Below are 18,656 nucleotides of genomic sequence, written 5' to 3' on the forward strand. Positions count from 1 at the left end.
TAGACTTGAAGCGGACATTAGGAACTGCAGCAATATCAATAGACTTGAAGCGGACATTAGGAACTGCAGCAATATCAATAGACTTGAAGCGGACATTAGGAACTGCAGCAACATCGATAGACTTGAAGCGGACATTAGGAACTGCAGCAACATCGATAGACTTGAAGCGGACATTAGGAACCGCCGCAACATCAATAGATTTGAAGCGGACATTAGGGACTGCAGCAAATTGATTGGAGGTTGTGACAGTTGTTAAGGTATTTGCTGTAGCAATTGATGAAGCTAAAGCAACGACAGTAATAATTCCTTTAATCATTCTAAATTCTCTCTCAGGGCAAGTTGATATTGATTTATTATTGACACTGATAGTGCTACTGCATCTGTCATGCCAATGTTGTCAACTACACTCTGTTTGATATTAAAATGATTAAATAATGTTGTTTTTTGCGGTTGGTTTCACCATGTCCTCTTGGAGAAGTAGAGTAAACTCTGATTCCTTTATCGCTTTGCTAAAAATATAACCTTGGATTTCTTCACAGTTCAGTGCTCGCAAAATATTTAATTGTGCGGTCTGTTCAACGCCTTCACCAACCACAGAAAGCCCCATATTATGGGCAATGGTGATAATAGAGTCGACCATTTTGAGATCGCGATCAGATTTATCAATATCGTCAACAAAGGCTTTATCGATCTTTAAGGTGTGTATTGGAAAACGTTTTAAGTAGGATAGGGAGGAATAACCGGTTCCAAAATCATCTAATGCCAAACTTACCCCCATCTTGGCGAGTTGTTGCATAACTAAAATGGCCATCTCTGGCTGTTTAATCACAGTACCCTCAGTTATTTCTAACTCAAGATGGCAAGCGGGTAATTTAGTGAGTCTTAAAATTGACTCAATTCGTTGCTGGATATCCGGTAACGCAAATTGACGCGACGATAAATTGACAGCGACTCTTCCATTAAATAAACCCTGTTCACGCCATTTTTGTGCAGCAAAACAGGCCTTACGTAAAACGATTTCACCAATCTCAACAATTAATCCACTTTCTTCAGCAAGGGGGATAAATTCCTTGGGGGCAATTAAACCAAGTACTGGATGATTTAATCTCACTAAAGCCTCCATTCCAGCAACACGGCCTCGTTTAAGATCAATTTTGGGTTGATAATAAACTTCAAATAGATCATCTTTTAGCCCTTCGCGGATAAGATTCTCTATTTCCAACTGCTTAATTGCATGCTGATTGAGTGATTCTGAGTAGAATTGGTAACAATTCCCTCCTGCCGATTTCGCATGGTACATGGCAATATCAGCTTTTCTGAGCAAAGCCTGCTCGCTTTGTTCATCTTCTGGATATAAAACGATCCCAATACTTAATCCTAAAACTAATTGTTCTTCATTGATGTCGAATGACGTTCTGAATGCTTCAATCACTCGTCCGGCAATCGCTGCACTAGCACTAATATCTGACCCCTTATCTAGTACGATTGCAAACTCATCGCCACCTAAGCGATAAATACTAGTATTTTTAGGAAGAGTCGATTTTATTCTAATAGAAACAAGCTTTAATAATTGGTCCCCAACTTGGTGGCCTAATGAGTCATTGATACGCTTAAAGTTATCAAGATCAAGTACCATCAAGGAATGGGCAATTTCTTTATTGACTAAGTTACTCAAAGTGACCTGTAAGTTCGATCTATTGGGAAGCCCGGTCAGTAGATCATTATTTGTCAGTTTTCTGAGTTCTTCTTCCTGTTGTTTACGTCGTGAAATATCAGAAAAAACACCAACATAGTGAGATAACTCGCCTAGTTCATCGTAGATAGCATCAATAGTCAGTTCCATATGAAAATGACTATTATCACCTCTAACAGCTTCGACTTCATTGGCCCAGCGGCCTTGTTGTTTAAGCATGGTTCTTATTTGAGTGGAAAAGTTTTCAGGATATAAATCGAATGTAAGCAAGTTACCAATAAGTTCAGCCCGCGTACGTAATGAAATCTTACAGCATGCTTCATTGACCTCAACAAAACGATATTCGTTATCGAGGATAAACATGCCCTCTGAAATATTTTCTATGGCTTTTTCAAAAAGTCGTAATTGTTCTTCTTTTTGTTTAAACTGACTAATATTTTTAATTGTTCCCGTCATACGTAGAGCATTATCTTTCTCATCTCGTTCTACAATTTTTGCTCTATCTAAAATCCAGACCCAGTTTTCATCTTTACCTTTTACCCTATAGGCAGCCTCGAAATGATCAGTTTCTCCATAAAAATGCTTATTGAGCGCCTCCCTAACCCGTTCTTGATCCATTGGATGGATATTACTCTCTTCATCCGATTTACCCGAACGATGACCATCGCGAGGAAACTCAAGGGAACCCCAGATATTTGACCGGAAAATATTGCCTGTTTCTATATCCCAGTCCCACATTTCATCACCACTACCCCATAGGGATAGTTTTAATCGTTCTTCACTTAGTGCTATTTGTCGCTGTGTTTCTCTTCTTCGTAGAATCACTTTAATAGTAAAATATGTTATAAAAATAAAAATAATAAAATAAAATAATTTCGCATAATGAGATGACCACCAAGGAGGGGATATATAAATTTTTATAGAACTAGTTGGTCCTTTTTCTTTCGTGACTGGGTTCTCACCATATACATTGAATACATAATGGCCAGGGGAGAGATTTGTATAGGTAGCTGAGTTTGTACCTTTAGCAGTAATCCATATGTCAGATAATCCATTTAAGTTATAGAAGTACTCAATATTTTTCTGGCTTAATTCTGGAGAATTAAATTTAAGTGTAAATGGGTAATCAGAATATCTAAGTTTTATATCTTTTGATTTTGATATGCTTTTCTCTAAAAATTCACTCCCTATATTTATTGTTTTATTAAATATTAACAGCTCACTAATGTTTGTTTTTATTTTGCTATTGGTTATATATGAAATAGCTAAGTTCTTATCAATAACACTAATGCCTGATATACCTCCGAAGTAAAATTTTCCATGCCAAAAAATCCCGCTTTGACTATTATATTCTTCTTGGCTCCCATAGTCGGTCGGCAATGTATAAAACTTATTGTTTTTACTTAATACTAATTCATTTATCGATGAAGCCACGAAATCATAACTGTCATCTATCGCAATCGAGTAAATTGGTTTGTTAGAACTAAAGATTTTTTTTATTTCTAATGTATTTTTGTTAATTGAGTGGATTGATGTTCTAGTTCCAAATAAATATGTATCTATACTTTCATTTATACAGTATACAAAATCCTTGTCATAAATAATTTTCTCTACTCCATGTTCATCAATATGAATTAAACCTCCCTGTGTTGCTAATAATAATTTCCCATTTTTTGTTTTTAATATTTGAAATATAGGGTGTTTGTTTTTTAATGATAGTTTTTCGACCTTTGTTGAGTCTGATAGTACTATTTTGTATATGTCAGACTTGTTTGTGGCGACAAATATTTCATTCTTTATTTTATCTTTGTACAAAGTGACGACACCATCTTCGATTATTGTTTCTTTAATGTCATCATCCAGTAGGGTTAAGCCATTTTCACCACCAATAAATAGCTTTTCTTCGTGTTCTACGACATATTTAGGCCCTGGTATTTGCGTATTTATTTTTTTATTTAATTCTAGTCTTAAATTAAATAGGTCAATGTTACTGCTATCATCTGAAGTTGCAATTAAATCGTCACTTAACAAATTTATTGACCAGATATTTCCAATAGGTCTGATAAGTGATTGCACAATATTGCTGCTATCTCTAATTAAGATGAAACCCATATTTAGAGATGGAATTATAGTATAGTTGTTTGTTCGATAAGCTTGTATTTGGCTCTGTATATCTTTTTTTTCTAGCAAATATCCCATAGGTACTGTTTCTAGATTGTTGAAATTTATTTGTAATACCTGGCTATTTTTTAATATAAATGCATTTTCTTTCAGTATTGATGAAATAGGTTTTTCATCTGATATTTTCTCATAAGTCCCATCAGTAGTTAATGCATAAATACCATTGCTAGTTTTTTCTATATCAATAGATTTTAATAGTAAAATTTGTGATTTTGAGTCATTGGTAATCTTGATGACTTTTCCGTCATGATTTCTTATAATATACCCACTTGTTAATTTTATTGCTTTTTTAACAAATTTAAAGTTCTCATTTTCATATTTTTTTATAACATCTAGACTATCTTTTTTTATTTCAATAAGTTTGTCTTTTGTACTAATGGTATATACGTTGCCATTCTCATTTATTGACCATATGGCTTCATCTATCTGGGAGTGTTTTTCAAATGTTTCTAAATCAGCATTATATATATTTAAGCCATTATCCGTACCAACAAGAAGTTTTTGACCATGGTCATCAAATAGTAGGCTTTGAACAAAAGAACTTGACAAGTCAGAGCGATCATTAGCAAAAAAGTGCTTAAATGCTTCTCCATCGAATCGATTTAACCCATTAAGTGTGCCTATCCAAATGTAACCATCGTTATCCTCAATAACTGATGTGACAGTACTTTGTGATAAACCTTCAGGGACACCATATGCCTCTGCTTTTAAAACAATAGGTAGTTCTTGCGCTTCAATTGTAGGAAGAAGAATGCTTACAAGAAATACGATTTTCAGGAGTATGTTAGGCATAGTATTGTTCTTAGTATTATCCGATGATGCCATGAAACAATTATGTTACATCACTTTTCCAGAAAGTGATGGGTTTGTCAAAAGTGACTTTGTAAAAAATCCTTTTAGCAGCATGTAGATGAAGTAAATTTGAGCGTTGTCTGCAGGATGAAATGGCTTCCAACCATGTTTTCCATCGAGATAACGCTTAAGGGTGGAAGATACTACTGCAGTATGACGCTATGATAGGGATTTTGTTTGTTCGTCAAAAATGATGCCGTTTCGTTATCATGTGCAGTTTATGCTCAAAAATTAAACTTATCGGCATTTTGTTTAAACATTTTGAGATCGTTTATCATTTTCTCTGACATCAGTGCTGTCTGGGCTCTGTGCTGCTCGCCAGTGCTAAATAAGACTAAACGATCACTGTGCTTTGTACGCATTTTACGCATCATAAATTTGAGTAAATCTATACGTGTAAGCTTAGTGATTTCTTCTACGACCAATTCTCTTTGATTGAATTGATAATCCCTATTGCCCACACTCACCCAATAACGTTGACTGCGGGTTTTCAGGTTCGCATCATGTTCCATGACTTGATTAATCAGGCCGAGTTTAGTGCTTTCCCATTCTTCGTTGGTGATCTGCATGACCGCATAGTTAAAGTCGGCAATAAATTCGTCTATGGCCTCTAATAGATGCAAAGGTCCAGTGGTGGGGGATTGGATATAAAAAATAAGCCCTGGATGGCGATTGAGTGGCAGATAACCTGTACCCACCATATAGCCTAATTGTTTTTCGGTGCGCAGTTCATGGAAGAAGGTCGACGACATAGTGTGATTCAGCAGGCTGAATAGCGCCATTTTTTCTGGCGTTGCGACGGCCGATTGGTAATAGACAATGATCGCGCTGTCTTGGTGGTTTATAGCGAGTTCGCGAAGTAGTGTGCCTTGACCTGTCAGATTCACTAACTCTCTTGTCGACTCGACACTTGGCGTTGAAACCAAGGATAAAATGTGTTCCAACCGTTTGCCAAGTGCTTGGGCTTCAGAGATTAACCAGTCGCCGTAGACTAATCCTTCAAGATAGATTTTTTCGTAGAATGCACGCACATGGTTATGTAAATCCTCTAGGGTGATATTTTCTAGCATTTGGGCCATGCGCGCTGGTTCATAACTGCGTTTTTGCAGTGTGACCGTTAGGCTGGTAAACAATTGTGAAATGGGTTTAGCCTGTGCCAGATTTTGCCAACTACGTAGCAGTTGGGATTTTATCAGTGCGAAGCGCTCTTCGGTAAAATTCCGCTCCCTTGCTTTGTGGATCAACAGTGCCAATAGGGTTTCTTGATTACCGGTAAAGCCTGATAAATGCAGGGTAATTCCCCCTTGATGCGGGTAAATATTGTAACTTAAACCCGCGACTTCAGCCTGATAAGTGGGCTCTGTGAGGTAATCCAGTAACATTTCAACATACAAGCGGGTAAGGGCGGCATGTTTTGGGGTTTTACTCGCTTGCTCTGAATCCAGCGATAAATACATATGGCCCTTTGGCACATTGAACTCATCGTCTTTCTTGTGCCAAATTCGGTATCCAGTCGATTCTGCGACTATCACAGGTACGGCTACTTCGCTTTTATCTGGGCGGGCGACAGAATCGGCCACGATAAAAGGGTTAGCAGTGGGTAATTGTAACTCGGGGCGAATATGTTTAACTTGCCAACGTGCAAGGGAGCCGGGAAGGATCGAGCTCACTTTGTAGGGAGTGTGGTACCAGTTAGCCTGACGATCCGTTGTAACTGACTGTGCAACAAGTTGTAAGCGCATATTCTGTGGCACCATCAGCTCAAGCAGCTCGATAGTTTCCGGAATATCTAGCCCATCCATGCGATAGTCACCAAAGACTAAGTCTTCAACCTCATAGTGATGCATATTGATGCTGAGATGGCTGGCTAAGTCGAGGGATTTAACTTGCTCTTGATAACGGAAGGCCATTTTTAACAAGTTAGCCCGCTCTAAATAACGCCACTCATCTAAACCTTGGGTTTTGATGAGCTCGATATATTCAAAACAACTGCAAATAATGTCATCAAGATTGGCAAGCCCTTTATCCGTTAACTGCAATCCAATACAGTAATCCTTAAAATTATATCCGTTAACGCCGCCACCGGCAGACAAGTTGTTTACGAGTCCGTGTTCTTTCAAATAAGACAATAAACTGCCTTTACTCTCATTACCCAGAATATGGCTGATATAAGTTAAAGGTTTACGTTTGTAATAGTGATCAATACCAGGAAAGTTAAAACTGATGCTTAAGCGTTTTTGATCTTTAAGCGGCACTATATCAATTTGAGTTAGTAATTCCTTTGGCGAAAAAAGCGGCACTTGAGGATAGTTTTTCACTAAATTCAAGTTACGGATCCCACTGAAATAATAACGGGTGAAGTTTTCTAATTCATCAAGGGAAAACGGTGCAACTAAACATAAGGTCATTAGGTTGGCGCTATAATGGCGCTGATAAAAATCCAGTAACTCAGCGCGGATCTGCGCCTGTTCGCCACCCAAGGTGACTAAATTACCTACGGAAAATTTCGAAAAAGGATGCAGTGGATTAACGGTTTCTTTCAGCACTTGATAGGTTCGGCGGATATCATCTTTTAGCTTTAAACTAAATTCAGATTCAATGGCTTGGCGCTCTCTATCGACTAATTCTAGGTCAAATTTGGGGGCGATAAAGAATTGACTAAATCTGTCTAAGGAATCGGCAAATACGTCTGCATTAATGGTGAAAAAGAAGTTAGTATGCTCTGTGCCAGTCCAAGCGTTATTGCTGCCGCCATGTTGGTTAATAAAGGCGTGATACTCGCCTGAATCGGGGAATTTTTCAGTACCAAGGAAGAGCATATGCTCTAAAAAGTGCGCCATGCCGGGTCTATCAACGGGATCGTCAAAATGACCCACACCAACAGCCATAGATGCAGCCGCTTGGCTGGCATCCTGATCTTCAACCAATAACACCCTGAGCGCATTATCTAATACAAGATAACGATACTGGCGATGGTCGTTTGGGCTTTTATAAATAGACTGTGAGACTTGCAAAGATACACTCCGATAACGATAGCTTGTTATATATTGATAGTCTTAATGGTTTTTAGCAAATATCTCTTGTGTTTATCGACTAAAGATTAAGCCGTATACCCAAACCACCTCAAAATGCAGGATTCAGCGGGAATTTAACGCACTTTAGGCAAGGCGGTTATTTGCGGACCTAGTGGGCTAAGTTAAAAATAACCAACACAGCATAAAGTGGGTTAAAAGCCGCCGGGACGGAGCGCCTAGGGCACTCCAATTCCGTGTTGCATCAATTCAAAAGGTAGCCGACATTCTGTCATTGATGCGCCTTGAATTGAAGCACCCTAGGTGCTCTGAAACTCGTATTTTGAGGTCGCTTGGGTATACAGGTTTGTCGAAACGAATTTTAGGGCTACAATTGGGATAAAACAAAAACAAGTGTGGGTAGCGAGAGAAGTATGCAGCTATTTTTGATGCGACATGGTGACGCAGGATTTAATGCTCAATCCGATAGGGATAGAACCCTAACCGATTTAGGAAGGCACCATACCGTCGTAATGAGCAACTGGTTAGCTCGAAGTATCACAGATTTTGATCTTGTCTTGGTTAGCCCTTACTTACGTGCACAGCAAACGTGGCAGGAGCTGAGTCAGCATTTTCCTGAACCTCGTAAGTGGCTCGTCGCCGACGATCTCGTGCCTTCTGGCGATCCCGCTAATGTTGCCGCTTTAATTGTTGCTTACGCCGAGTTATACAAGGCAGATAAAGTGTTAGTCATTTCTCACATGCCATTATTGGGATACTTAGTGAGTGAATTGGTCGCTGGGGTTGAACCGCCACTGTTTGCTACCTCAGGTATTACCCTGATCGATAAACATGTCGAGCAAGCTTCAATTGTGTGGCAGCATGCACCCCACAGCATCGGTTAATTGCTCTTGATTCATCTCTAAATTTAAAACAAACGGCCCACTGAATGTGGGCCGTTTGTTTATTTTCAATTTGAAATGTTGACTTAACGTCTATGCGGCTGTTCGCCAATATCGATCAAGACTAATAGCGCCGCATCGCCACCCCACTCTTTTGGCGCCTGATGGAAGGCTTTCACCATAGGATGTTGCACTAGCCACATGGGAACTTGCTGCTTCAATATGCCACTGCCGTAGCCATGCATCACGCAGCAACACAGGCTCTGCTGTTTGACGCAGGCTTGAATGAGCGCCGCTAACTCGAGTTTGGCTTCGGATTGGCGATATCCATGTAAATCCAACAGTAAATCCGGCTGGTAATCGCCGCGTCTTAGACGCTTGAGCTCTAAGCTGTCCACGCCTGCATCTAACCAACGCATTGGGCCTTGCACTGGCAGCAATGGTTGATAAGTATCTGAGAAATAGCTGTTAGCATGCAGTTGCTGCTCTTTGAGCTCTATTTCCTGTTTGGTTTTTAACGGCGTGCGAAAGTGCCGCTTATCTTGAGTGATGGGCTTTATCCCATCGATAAGCGCGGAAAACATCGCTAAGCCTTCTTTGTCATCGTCTTTATTCATGGCGGGTATTCTATTGAATCCTATGGTTTCTGAATAGAGTTCAGTTACAATGTTTGGCGAACAAACTAGCGGGAGCACGTTTTGGATAAGATCTTTGTAGATGAAGCTGTGACAGAATTACGCACTATTGGCGATATGTTACGTTGGGCTGTAAGCCGTTTTAACGATGCCAATGTGTATTATGGTCATGGTACTGACAACGCGTGGGATGAAGCCATCGCCTTAGTTTTCCATGCTTTACACTTACCCGAAGAAATCGGCCAGCAAGTGATTTTAAGCAACTTGACCAGTAGTGAAAAACACAAAATCGTTGAATTAATTATTCGCCGGGTTAGGGAGCGCTTACCCGTGCCTTACCTGACCAATAAAGCGCGTTTTGCTGGGCTTGAGTTTTACGTTGATGAGCGCGTGTTAGTGCCACGCTCACCGATTGCGGAAATGATCGCTAACCGTTTTAGTCCTTGGTTATATAACAAGCCAGTCACACGTATTTTAGATTTATGTACTGGCAGCGCTTGTATCGCGATTGCCTGTGCTTACGAATTTGAAGATGCTGAAGTCGATGCGCTCGATATTAGTCAGGATGCCTTAGATGTGGCGCAAATCAATATCGAAACCTTAGGCGTACTGCACAGAGTGTTTCCGATGCAATCGGATCTGTTCTCGGCCATTCCTGAAGGTCCTCAATATGATTTGATTGTTTCTAACCCACCTTATGTGGATGCCGAAGACATTGGTGATATGCCGGATGAATACCATCATGAGCCAGCTATTGGTTTAGCTTCTGGTCGCGACGGCTTAGATTTGACTAGGCGGATACTGGCGAATGCGGCTCAGTATCTTACACCAACGGGTATTCTGGTGGTGGAGGTCGGTAATTCTATGGTGCATTTAATGGAACAATTCCCAGATGTGCCGTTCACTTGGATTAACTTTGAAAATGGCGGCGATGGCGTATTCGTATTAACGCGCGATCAACTGGTCGAAAATCAGTCGGTATTCGGCATTTATCGCGACGCGCAATAACCTAAGATAGCAAATTAGGTTGAGACTTTTCCCGCTGCCAGTTAGGCTTGCAGCGGGAAAATAAATTGTCCAGTACTCGCTGGGCGCGGAGCGATGAACAAACCTAAGGTGTACAAAGCGGATGTCTGGAAACAGTATTGGTCAAAATTTTGTAGTGACGACGTTTGGTGAGAGTCACGGTGTAGCACTCGGTTGCATTATTGATGGTTGCCCTCCTGGGCTTGAATTAACCGAAGCCGATATGCAGTATGATCTTGACCGTCGTCGTCCTGGCACATCCCGATATACCACGGCCCGCCGTGAACCCGATGAAGTGCGGATTTTATCCGGTGTATTCGAAGGTAAAACCACGGGCACCTCGATTGGACTCTTGATCGAAAATACCGATCAACGCAGTCAAGATTACTCTAATATCAAAGATTTATTCCGTCCAGGGCACGCAGATTATACCTATCAGCAAAAGTACGGTATGCGTGATTACCGTGGTGGTGGCCGCTCGTCAGCCCGAGAAACTGCGATGCGGGTTGCGGCGGGTGCGGTGGCAAAAAAGTATTTAAAGCAAGTTCACGGTATTGAGATCTATGGGTTTATGTCCCAGCTGGGCCCTATTTGTGCGCAGACGATTGATGTGGATCAAATTGAGCAAAATGCCTTTTTCTTTCCCGATGCCAGTAAGCTTGAAGCGCTCGATGAATATATGCGTGAGCTGAAAAAGTCCGGTGACTCGATTGGCGCGAAAATCTCCGTCATCGCGACAGGTGTGCCTGTGGGTTTAGGTGAGCCAGTGTTTGATAGACTCGATGCCGATATTACCCACGCGCTGATGGGCATTAATGCCGTCAAAGGCGTTGAGATTGGTGATGGTTTTGGCGTGGTGACGCAAAAGGGCTCCGAAGGCCGTGATTTAATGTCGCCGCAAGGCTTTGAATCTAACCATGCGGGCGGTGTGCTCGGTGGGATTTCATCGGGCCAGCCGATTATTGCCCATATTGCGTTAAAACCCACATCTAGCATTAGCGTGCCAGGTCAAAGTATGACGGCGCAGGGTGAAATGGCCGAAGTGGTCACTAAAGGTCGTCACGATCCCTGCGTTGGGATCCGCGCGGTACCGATTGCCGAAGCTATGCTTGCCATTGTGCTGATGGATCACTTATTAAGACACAGAGCACAAAATCAGGATGTTCGTAGTCACACGCCCGTGCTTGGTATGAGATAGGCGCATGAGATAGGTGGTATGCGATAACGAATGCGATGAGTGGCATGAGATAAAGGGAATGCGTTAATGTCAACTTCTTCTAGCACAAGCCGGCAATTACGCTGGCTTTGTGCCTGCTATTTTTTCTTCTTTTCTATTCTCGGTACTATGGTCCCTTATCTTGGGGTCTTCTTCGAGAACCGCGGTTTTAATCCCCAAGAAATTGGTTTTTTACTCGCCATCCTGATGGCGACGCGTATCGTTGCGCCGAATGTGTGGGCCAAAGTGGCTGATCGTACAGGGATGCGCGCCGAGCTGATAAAAATGGGGGCGGGAGCCGCTGCGCTGGCCTATTTGAGTTTCTTTTACCATGGCGGTTTTGTGTATATGGCGCTCAGTCTGGCCCTCTATACTTTCTTTTGGAACGCTATTCTCGCCCAGCTTGAAGTGATCACCTTAGAAACCCTCGGCGAGAATGCCAGTCGTTACGGCCAAATTCGCAGTTGGGGCAGCGTCGGTTTTATCTGTTTAGTTGTTGGCGCGGGCTTTGCCATCGGCCAGTGGGGCACAGAGGTGTTGCCTTATATCGGTTTATCATTATTTATCGGCATGTTCGCTAGTGCGCTGCCACTACCAGCCAATCGCTTAGTGCGTGATACCAGCCTAGTTCGGCCGCCATTAAAATGGAATAAGGCGATTATTTGGTTCTTAGTCTCGGCCATGTTGCTGCAAATGAGCGCGGGGCCCTTCTATGGCTTCTTCGTCTTATATTTAAAGCAAGCGGGCTATTCTGAATCCTCAGCGGGTATATTTGTTGCCCTTGGCGCTATGGCCGAAATCGTGATGTTTATGTTCGCGCCGCGCTTACTCGGTCGTTATGGTGTCAACACCTTATTGATTGTCAGCATTGGGGTGACTTGCCTGCGCTGGCTACTGGTCGCCTTTGGGGTAGATAGCGTATTGTGGCTTGGTTTTAGTCAGCTATTACATGCCTTTACCTTCGGATTAACCCACGCGGCATCGATTCAATTTGTCCATAAGCATTTCGATGCGAGCCACAGAAGCCAAGGTCAAGCTTTGTACGCTAGCTTAAGTTTTGGGGTTGGCGGCGCGCTCGGCACTTGGATTTGTGGCTATATTTGGGGCGATGGTAGCGGGGCGGTTTGGTCTTGGGTATTTGCCGCAGTATGCGCCTTTGCCGCTATGTTGGCAGTATTCTTTATTCCTAAGGATAGATCGAGTGTTGCAGCCCATGCGGCCTAGTCGTATCCATTAAGATAAAAACTAAGATAAGAATAACAAGATTGCGTTAAGTGAGGTAAAGGTGATTCGGTTTCGTTTAGGGTTAGTTGTCAATCCGTTGGCTGGCTTAGGTGGCAGTGTTGGCCTTAAGGGCAGCGATGGCGTTGCCGAAGAGGCGCTTGCATTAGGCGCCGAACCTAAAGCCGCCTTGCGCATGATGCAGGCCCTTGAGGTTATCCGTGATTATGCTGATGACATTGAAGTCATCACCGCTTCAGGCATCATGGGAGAAGACGCCGCTAAAACGCTCGGTTTTACCACGCGAGTGGTGTATCAAACTCCAGATAAAACCCAGGCACTGGATACGCAGGCTGTTGTGCGCGCGTTGCTGGATGAACCGCTGGATTTACTCCTTTTTGCCGGTGGTGATGGCACGGCCCGGGATATTTACTCAGTATTTGAACAAGCCACTATCGACGACAAACTCCCCGTACTCGGCGTGCCTGCTGGGGTGAAAATTCATTCCGGCGTTTATGGAATTACGCCCCATGCCTCTGGCATGGTGGTTAAAATGTTGCTCGATGGCGAACTCGTCAGTTTAATGTCCGCCGATGTGATGGATATTGACGAAGTGGCTTTTCGCCAAGGCACAGTGCGTGCTAAACGATTTGGTGAGCTCTTAGTGCCCGCCGAGCCGCGTTATGTGCAAGCGGTCAAGATGGGCGGCAAGGAAGTCGATGAACTCGTGCTGGCCGATATTGCCGCCGATGTGATCAATCAAATGGAAGATGAACTGTACATTATGGGCTCTGGCAGTACGGTTGCCTTTGTGATGGAAGAGTTAGGTCTGGATAATACGCTACTTGGTGTTGATCTTATTCGAAATAAAAACCTTGTCGGTAGCGACTTAACTGCCAATGAATTACTCGAACTCACCCAAGATAAGCCGACTAAGTTGGTGATTACCTTAATTGGCGGTCAAGGTCATATCTTAGGGCGCGGCAATCAACAGTTGTCGCCCGAGCTCATTCGGCGCATCGGAAAAGACAATATTATTATCCTCGCCACAAAAACTAAGCTAAAAGCACTTGATGGACGACCGCTAATTGTGGATAGTGGCGACCCTAAATTAGATCGCGAGCTTGGCGGCTATTACAAAGTGACGACGGGTTACCATGATTACGTCATGTATCAGGTGGCCAATCCAGATTTATTGGTCGCAGCAGATGTGTCGGCCAATCCAGTATTAATGGAGAGTTAGACCCATGTTAGAGCATTACGAAGACGCATTAGAACAGTGGATCGCCAGCGTTGTTAGCCATGGTGATGACGATGCTTTGTTTGCCTGTGGCTACTTACAGGGCCATGTGGCCGTTGTGTTATCGCAACTTGAAGCGCAGGGTGAAACGGATCTTGATGCCTTAATGCTAAAAATGACCGACTGTCTAGCACTCGCGCGCCAAGAATTAAACGATGCCGATTATGCCTTGGTTGAACAGGCATGGGCACAGCTGCAGGCAAAGATTATAGGCGAATTGGATGTTGCCTAGCGTTATGCCTATGACTGACGATGAGCAAATGACTAATACCGAAGTGACTTACACTGAACTGACTAACACCGAAATGACGTGTGCAGAAGTCGCGAGTGAGCAAACGTTCGATGCCAGCGCGGTATTTATCGGCTTAGTGAATCCTAAAACGCCCGTTAACGTTGGCGGTATTATGCGCGCATCGGGTTGCTATGGCGTCGATGGTGTATTTTATACCGGCAGACGTTACGAGTTAGCCGCGCGTTCGGGGGCAGTGCAATACCATGTCGATACTAAAGATGCCGGCGAGCGCATTCCGCTCACGGGCGTCACTTCATTGTTAGCCGCGATTCCGGCGGACACTCAGCTTATCTGTGTCGATTTGGTGGTGGGTGCGACGCCGCTGCCGGATTTTGTCCATCCCGCGAAAGCCTTTTATGTGTTTGGTCCTGAGGATGGCACCATTGGCCAAGAGATTATCGATAAAGCCGATGCCGTAGTGTATGTGCCTACGGTCGGTTGTATGAATCTTGCGGCTTCGGTCAATGTGCTGTTATACGACAGATTGGCTAAATCCCACCGCGAGGCAGCAAGTCTGACATCGAACCTAGCATCAGGTATACCATCGAGCCTAAGTGGTGATGCGCTGATCCGCCAGAGTCGCGATAACAACAATCGTACTCGGGTAAAAGTGGCGAGAGAATCGAGAAAGCCCCGACATATTGAGGCTAGCTGTCTTGAACCTAGCAGCAGTGATAACGCTATGGTTGTCACTGCCGCTTAAGTGGTTTACAGAAAACATTTAAAAAAGGGATTAAGCCAAGGCTTAATCCCTTTTGTTTTATTTGCACAGGCGATGGTAAAGCTAGAGGGATTTGCCCTTGAGTAACTTTCGCAGCCACATACGATTGGGGTTGAGTTTACACAGGGTTGCTTTATCGAGCGGTATTGGCTCGCCGCAAAGCTGGGCTGCAAGACATTCGGCGGCAAGTGGTCCAGAACTTAATCCCCGTGAGCCTAACCCGCCGAGAATATACAGCCCTTCGTGCACTGGCGCTGGCGTGGTTTGCCAGTAGTGACGGCTTTCTTTTGTGAGTTGATGCTGCTCATAATCTTTAAGAATTTGTGTCACATCTGGCGCGCAGCCCATCATAGGAAAATGATCCCGCGTGACCATACGTACCCCGACGCGGGCATTGTTGCCACTCATGTCTATATCTTCAAGCCAGCCTTGGTTTGGATAACTCTCGTGCATTTTGGCGAGATTCTCTTGCTGCTCCTGCGGACAGAAGCCTAGATGTGCAGGTTCTTTAACGTAACTCGCGCCTAGGCAATGGAGTCCTTGGTGACTCGGGGTTAAATAACCGTTAGCGCACAACACAGTTGCGAGTTTGCTCAATTGAAATTGAGCGGGCACATGGCTCACTTGGCCGCGAAAGGGGCTGATCTGTAGTTTATTACTGGCATCAAACTGCGTCAGCTCTGCACCATTGGCGAGCACGAGCTGAGCAAAGGGGCCAAAACGATGTTCGGCGGAGATTAAATACCAACCTTCACTTTGATGCTCAATTTCAAGGATCTCAGTCTCCAAATGGAGTTTGACCTCGGTAAGTTGCTGCGCTTTTTGTAGTGCGGCTTCGGCATATTCAAACGGGCAAACCCAGCCACCTAGCGGATAGAAAAAGCCTGATTTATCGATATTGATGTTCGCAAGACGATTGGCCTGCTGCGCATCGACTTGATAAGCAATTTCCTCAGGCCAGTCTTGGCTTTGAATAATTTTATCGAGCCTTAATTGGCTGCGTTCATCGTGGGCGGTTTGTAATACGCCGCAAAAATCATGGGAAATAGGCGTTTGATTTTGGGCGGGGGCAGATGTCAGAGACTGTACTCGACGGCGGCTAAATAAGAATGCCTGTTGGAAGAAACGGCTTAATTCATCATTTTCCGGTGTCAGCAATGGATAAATGGCTCCTTGGCGGTTGCCAGAGGCGCCTTGGCCGAGCTCGGCATCTTTACAAAAGAGCTGCGTGCCTTGGCCGCGCTCCGCCAACGACAGCGCCAAATGTGCCGAGGCGAGTCCGCCGCCTATGATGGCAATCGAAGTGGGCATCGCCGAGGATAAGGTTGCTGCAATAGGATTAAAGGCATAGGCTTTAGCGTCTTGCTGACGTAAGATTTGGCGCTCGTGTAGCAGAACAGTATCAGGCTGATGGCCCATCTGTGTTGCTGAGCTATTGATATCAGGGAAATTTATATCCCTCACCCCAAAGCCGCAGGCTTGGAAACGGTTCACTGTTGTTTCGCTTAATCCAATGCCTGTAATTGTCGCGCTATCGTCACTGAGCTTTGCCATTTGCCAATGGATTTGATGATTTAGTTCGTTTTGCAGATGGGGCAATACGAGCCAGTGCTGAATGGGATGCAGAGGTGAGTGTGGGAGTGAACTCAGCTGGGTTTGAATCTCACCAAAGTGCAGATCGATTGTGATATGACCGTCATCAAAAATTAATCTCTGACAACCTATAATAGCCGTTGGCTTGGCATGAAGTAAGCTTTGGGCAAGTGGCTCAAGTTCAGGAGCTTTGACTAAACAGGCGGATTGCTCCCAAAGTGATTTAAGTTCGTAGGCATTAATCGGATTGGGTTCGAAGACTTTAAGGAGTAAACGTTGGTTAGCATTCGCTTGAGTGCGCCACCAAGATAAGAGTTCGAGCCCATTACCAAGACCAATTTGCCCCAATACAAGTAGTTTTTGCTGTGAGTGAGCCTCAAGTATCTGCTGCTGATAAATGCTCAACTTGTTGAGATCGTGTGCATCAGAGTGAGTTGTTGCGGGATAAAGGTTGATTAATTGCTGGTAATCACGCTTAATTTGGCAAGGTTTATTGGGCTGCGCAGTCAAAGAAATTTACTCTCGGTCTCATAATTGGCATTATTTTACTCGCCTTTATGGAAAGCTGACCACTTAATTGAGTCAAAACAGATACTATTGGCTCAGCGAAAAGTAGGTACTGACATGTACACAATGGATAGCAATAAAATGAAAAGAGTCGTGATCACCGGAATGGGTGTTGTTTCAAGTATCGGTAATAACAAGCAAGAAGTGACCGAGTCACTGAAAGCGGGCCGTAGTGGTATTACGCATTCAGCTCAGTTTGAAGAGATGCAGTTACGTAGCCATGTATGGGGTGACATCAAGTTAAACCCTGCTGAGCATATCGATCGTAAGGCATTGCGTTTTATGGGTGATGCGGCAGCTTATGCCTACATTGCTATGCAAGAAGCAGTAGCCGATGCCAATTTAACCGAAGAGCAGTATTCAGATCCGCGCGTAGGTTTGATTGTGGGTACAGGCGGTGCATCATCGTCTAACCAAGTGCAATCTGCAGACACGCTGCGTGAAAAAGGTGTTAAACGTGTTGGTCCGTATATTGTGCCTCGCATTATGTCGAGCACGGCCAGCGCTTGTTTAGCCACGCCATTTAAAATTAAAGGCATGAATTATTCTATCAGTTCAGCCTGTGCAACCAGCGCCCACTGTATTGGTCACGCCGTTGAACTTATCCAAATGGGTAAGCAAGACATGGTGTTTGCCGGTGGTGCTGAAGAAGTGGATTGGACACTGACCATGGGTTTCGATGCGATGGGCGCGCTGTCAACTAAGTACAATGCCACGCCAGAAAAAGCCTCTCGTACCTATGATGCGGACCGTGATGGTTTTGTGATTTCTGGGGGCGGCGGTATTTTAGTGGTTGAAGAGTTAGAGCATGCTTTAGCTCGCGGCGCAAAAATCTATGCTGAAGTCATTGGTTATGGCGCATCTTCAGACGGTTATGACATGGTGGCTCCATCGGGCGAAGGCGCTGTGCGTTGCATGCAAATGGCGATGGCGGATGTCGATACACCCATCGATTACATCAACACTCACGGCACTTCAACGCCAGTGGGCGACGTGCGTGAATTAGAAGCGCTACGTGAAGTCTTTAAAGATAAGTGTCCACCGTTAGCTTCGACTAAATCGATGACAGGTCATGCATTAGGCGCCGCCGGTGTGCATGAAGCGATTTACAGCTTAATTATGATGGAAAACAGCTTTATAGCCCCAAGCATTAATATCGAAAATCTGGACGAAGCGGCAAAAGATATGCCTATCGTTCGTGAATATCGCGATGCTGAGCTGAACACTGTCATGAGTAACAGCTTCGGTTTTGGCGGTACAAACGCCACGCTGATCATGCGTAAATTCAAATAAGTTTGTTTATCAAACGCTATAGAAGGGAAGCTTAAGCTTCCCTTCAGATTAATGACAAACCCCGGTTTTTGACACCGGGGTTTGTTTTTTTAAGGCTGTAATCTTTATGTTGCCTCTTTCTGTCTTTTTACTACTATCAAATCTGTTTTAAAT

The 18,656-nt window shown here is 43.9% G+C and carries 12 protein-coding genes and 1 pseudogene; 8 read left to right on the plus strand and 5 right to left on the minus strand.

The features are described 5' to 3' along the window. The 3 genes and pseudogenes from L2744_RS20020 to L2744_RS20030 all read right to left on the minus strand — a co-directional run. Positions 1 to 316, minus strand: a pseudogene (locus tag L2744_RS20020) (hypothetical protein); the annotation flags it as partial. 111 nt (positions 317 to 427) lie between these two features. Then, the gene (locus tag L2744_RS20025) at positions 428 to 4,666 is read right to left on the minus strand and encodes an EAL domain-containing protein (protein WP_248993540.1); all 4,239 of its coding nucleotides are present in this window, start codon (positions 4,664 to 4,666) and stop codon (positions 428 to 430) included. A gap of 284 nt (positions 4,667 to 4,950) precedes the next feature. Then, complete coding sequence (locus L2744_RS20030; RefSeq protein ID WP_248993541.1) at positions 4,951 to 7,740, minus strand: insulinase family protein; 2,790 nt, start codon at positions 7,738 to 7,740, stop codon at positions 4,951 to 4,953. 431 nt (positions 7,741 to 8,171) lie between these two features. On the opposite strand from L2744_RS20030, the gene sixA reads away from it, so the two are divergent. Further along, on the plus strand, positions 8,172 to 8,642 hold the full coding sequence (sixA, locus tag L2744_RS20035) for a phosphohistidine phosphatase SixA (RefSeq protein ID WP_248993542.1): 471 nt from the start codon (positions 8,172 to 8,174) through the stop codon (positions 8,640 to 8,642). 83 nt (positions 8,643 to 8,725) lie between these two features. Here the strand turns inward: sixA and smrB are convergent, their stop codons facing one another. Then, positions 8,726 to 9,256: an endonuclease SmrB gene (gene smrB / locus L2744_RS20040; protein ID WP_248993543.1), complete on the minus strand. Its 531-nt coding sequence runs from the start codon at positions 9,254 to 9,256 to the stop codon at positions 8,726 to 8,728. A gap of 81 nt (positions 9,257 to 9,337) precedes the next feature. Here smrB and prmB point away from each other — a divergent pair, with 81 nt between their 5' ends. The 6 genes from prmB (at position 9,338) to L2744_RS20070 (ending at position 15,032) form a co-directional block, all read left to right on the plus strand. After that, on the plus strand, positions 9,338 to 10,282 hold the full coding sequence (gene prmB, locus L2744_RS20045; RefSeq protein ID WP_248993544.1) for a 50S ribosomal protein L3 N(5)-glutamine methyltransferase: 945 nt from the start codon (positions 9,338 to 9,340) through the stop codon (positions 10,280 to 10,282). 121 nt (positions 10,283 to 10,403) lie between these two features. Further along, complete coding sequence (aroC, locus tag L2744_RS20050; RefSeq protein ID WP_248993545.1) at positions 10,404 to 11,498, plus strand: chorismate synthase; 1,095 nt, start codon at positions 10,404 to 10,406, stop codon at positions 11,496 to 11,498. Between the two features lie 66 nt (positions 11,499 to 11,564). After that, entirely contained in the window at positions 11,565 to 12,740 is a 1,176-nt protein-coding gene (locus L2744_RS20055; RefSeq protein WP_248993546.1) for an MFS transporter, read from the plus strand. A 61-nt stretch (positions 12,741 to 12,801) separates the two neighbouring features. Next, the gene (locus tag L2744_RS20060) at positions 12,802 to 13,980 is read left to right on the plus strand and encodes an ATP-NAD kinase family protein (RefSeq protein ID WP_248993547.1); all 1,179 of its coding nucleotides are present in this window, start codon (positions 12,802 to 12,804) and stop codon (positions 13,978 to 13,980) included. 4 nt (positions 13,981 to 13,984) lie between these two features. Further along, positions 13,985 to 14,269 (plus strand): YfcL family protein, encoded by a 285-nt coding sequence (locus L2744_RS20065; RefSeq protein WP_011788898.1) that lies wholly within the window; start codon positions 13,985 to 13,987, stop codon positions 14,267 to 14,269. Continuing rightward, positions 14,259 to 15,032 carry an RNA methyltransferase gene (locus L2744_RS20070; RefSeq protein ID WP_248993548.1) on the plus strand — a complete coding sequence of 258 codons (774 nt, stop codon included), beginning with the start codon at positions 14,259 to 14,261 and terminating at the stop codon, positions 15,030 to 15,032. Before L2744_RS20065 ends, L2744_RS20070 begins: the two co-directional genes overlap by 11 nt. Positions 15,033 to 15,113: 81 nt before the next feature. Here the strand turns inward: L2744_RS20070 and mnmC1 are convergent, their stop codons facing one another. Then, complete coding sequence (gene mnmC1, locus L2744_RS20075; RefSeq protein ID WP_248993549.1) at positions 15,114 to 17,153, minus strand: FAD-dependent 5-carboxymethylaminomethyl-2-thiouridine(34) oxidoreductase MnmC1; 2,040 nt, start codon at positions 17,151 to 17,153, stop codon at positions 15,114 to 15,116. Between the two features lie 138 nt (positions 17,154 to 17,291). Between mnmC1 and fabB the strand changes: the two genes are divergently transcribed. Then, a complete protein-coding gene (gene fabB, locus L2744_RS20080) occupies positions 17,292 to 18,503 on the plus strand; it encodes a beta-ketoacyl-ACP synthase I (protein WP_248993550.1) in 1,212 nt (403 codons plus the stop codon). The last annotated feature ends 153 nt before the right edge of the window (positions 18,504 to 18,656 follow it).

Source organism: Shewanella profunda (genome assembly GCF_023283765.1).
GTDB classification, from domain to species: domain Bacteria; phylum Pseudomonadota; class Gammaproteobacteria; order Enterobacterales; family Shewanellaceae; genus Shewanella; species Shewanella profunda.

Bases quoted from the DNA above. Each gene is read 5' to 3' on its own strand.
- smrB (WP_248993543.1), bottom strand. From the start codon at position 9,256: ATGAATAAAGACGATGACAAAGAAGGCTTAGCGATGTTTTCCGCGCTT.
- aroC (WP_248993545.1), top strand. From the start codon at position 10,404: ATGTCTGGAAACAGTATTGGTCAAAATTTTGTAGTGACGACGTTTGGT.
- L2744_RS20070 (WP_248993548.1), top strand. From the start codon at position 14,259: ATGTTGCCTAGCGTTATGCCTATGACTGACGATGAGCAAATGACTAAT.
- fabB (WP_248993550.1), top strand. From the start codon at position 17,292: ATGAAAAGAGTCGTGATCACCGGAATGGGTGTTGTTTCAAGTATCGGT.
- sixA (WP_248993542.1), top strand. From the start codon at position 8,172: ATGCAGCTATTTTTGATGCGACATGGTGACGCAGGATTTAATGCTCAA.
- L2744_RS20055 (WP_248993546.1), top strand. From the start codon at position 11,565: ATGTCAACTTCTTCTAGCACAAGCCGGCAATTACGCTGGCTTTGTGCC.
- L2744_RS20065 (WP_011788898.1), top strand. From the start codon at position 13,985: ATGTTAGAGCATTACGAAGACGCATTAGAACAGTGGATCGCCAGCGTT.
- L2744_RS20025 (WP_248993540.1), bottom strand. From the start codon at position 4,666: ATGCCTAACATACTCCTGAAAATCGTATTTCTTGTAAGCATTCTTCTT.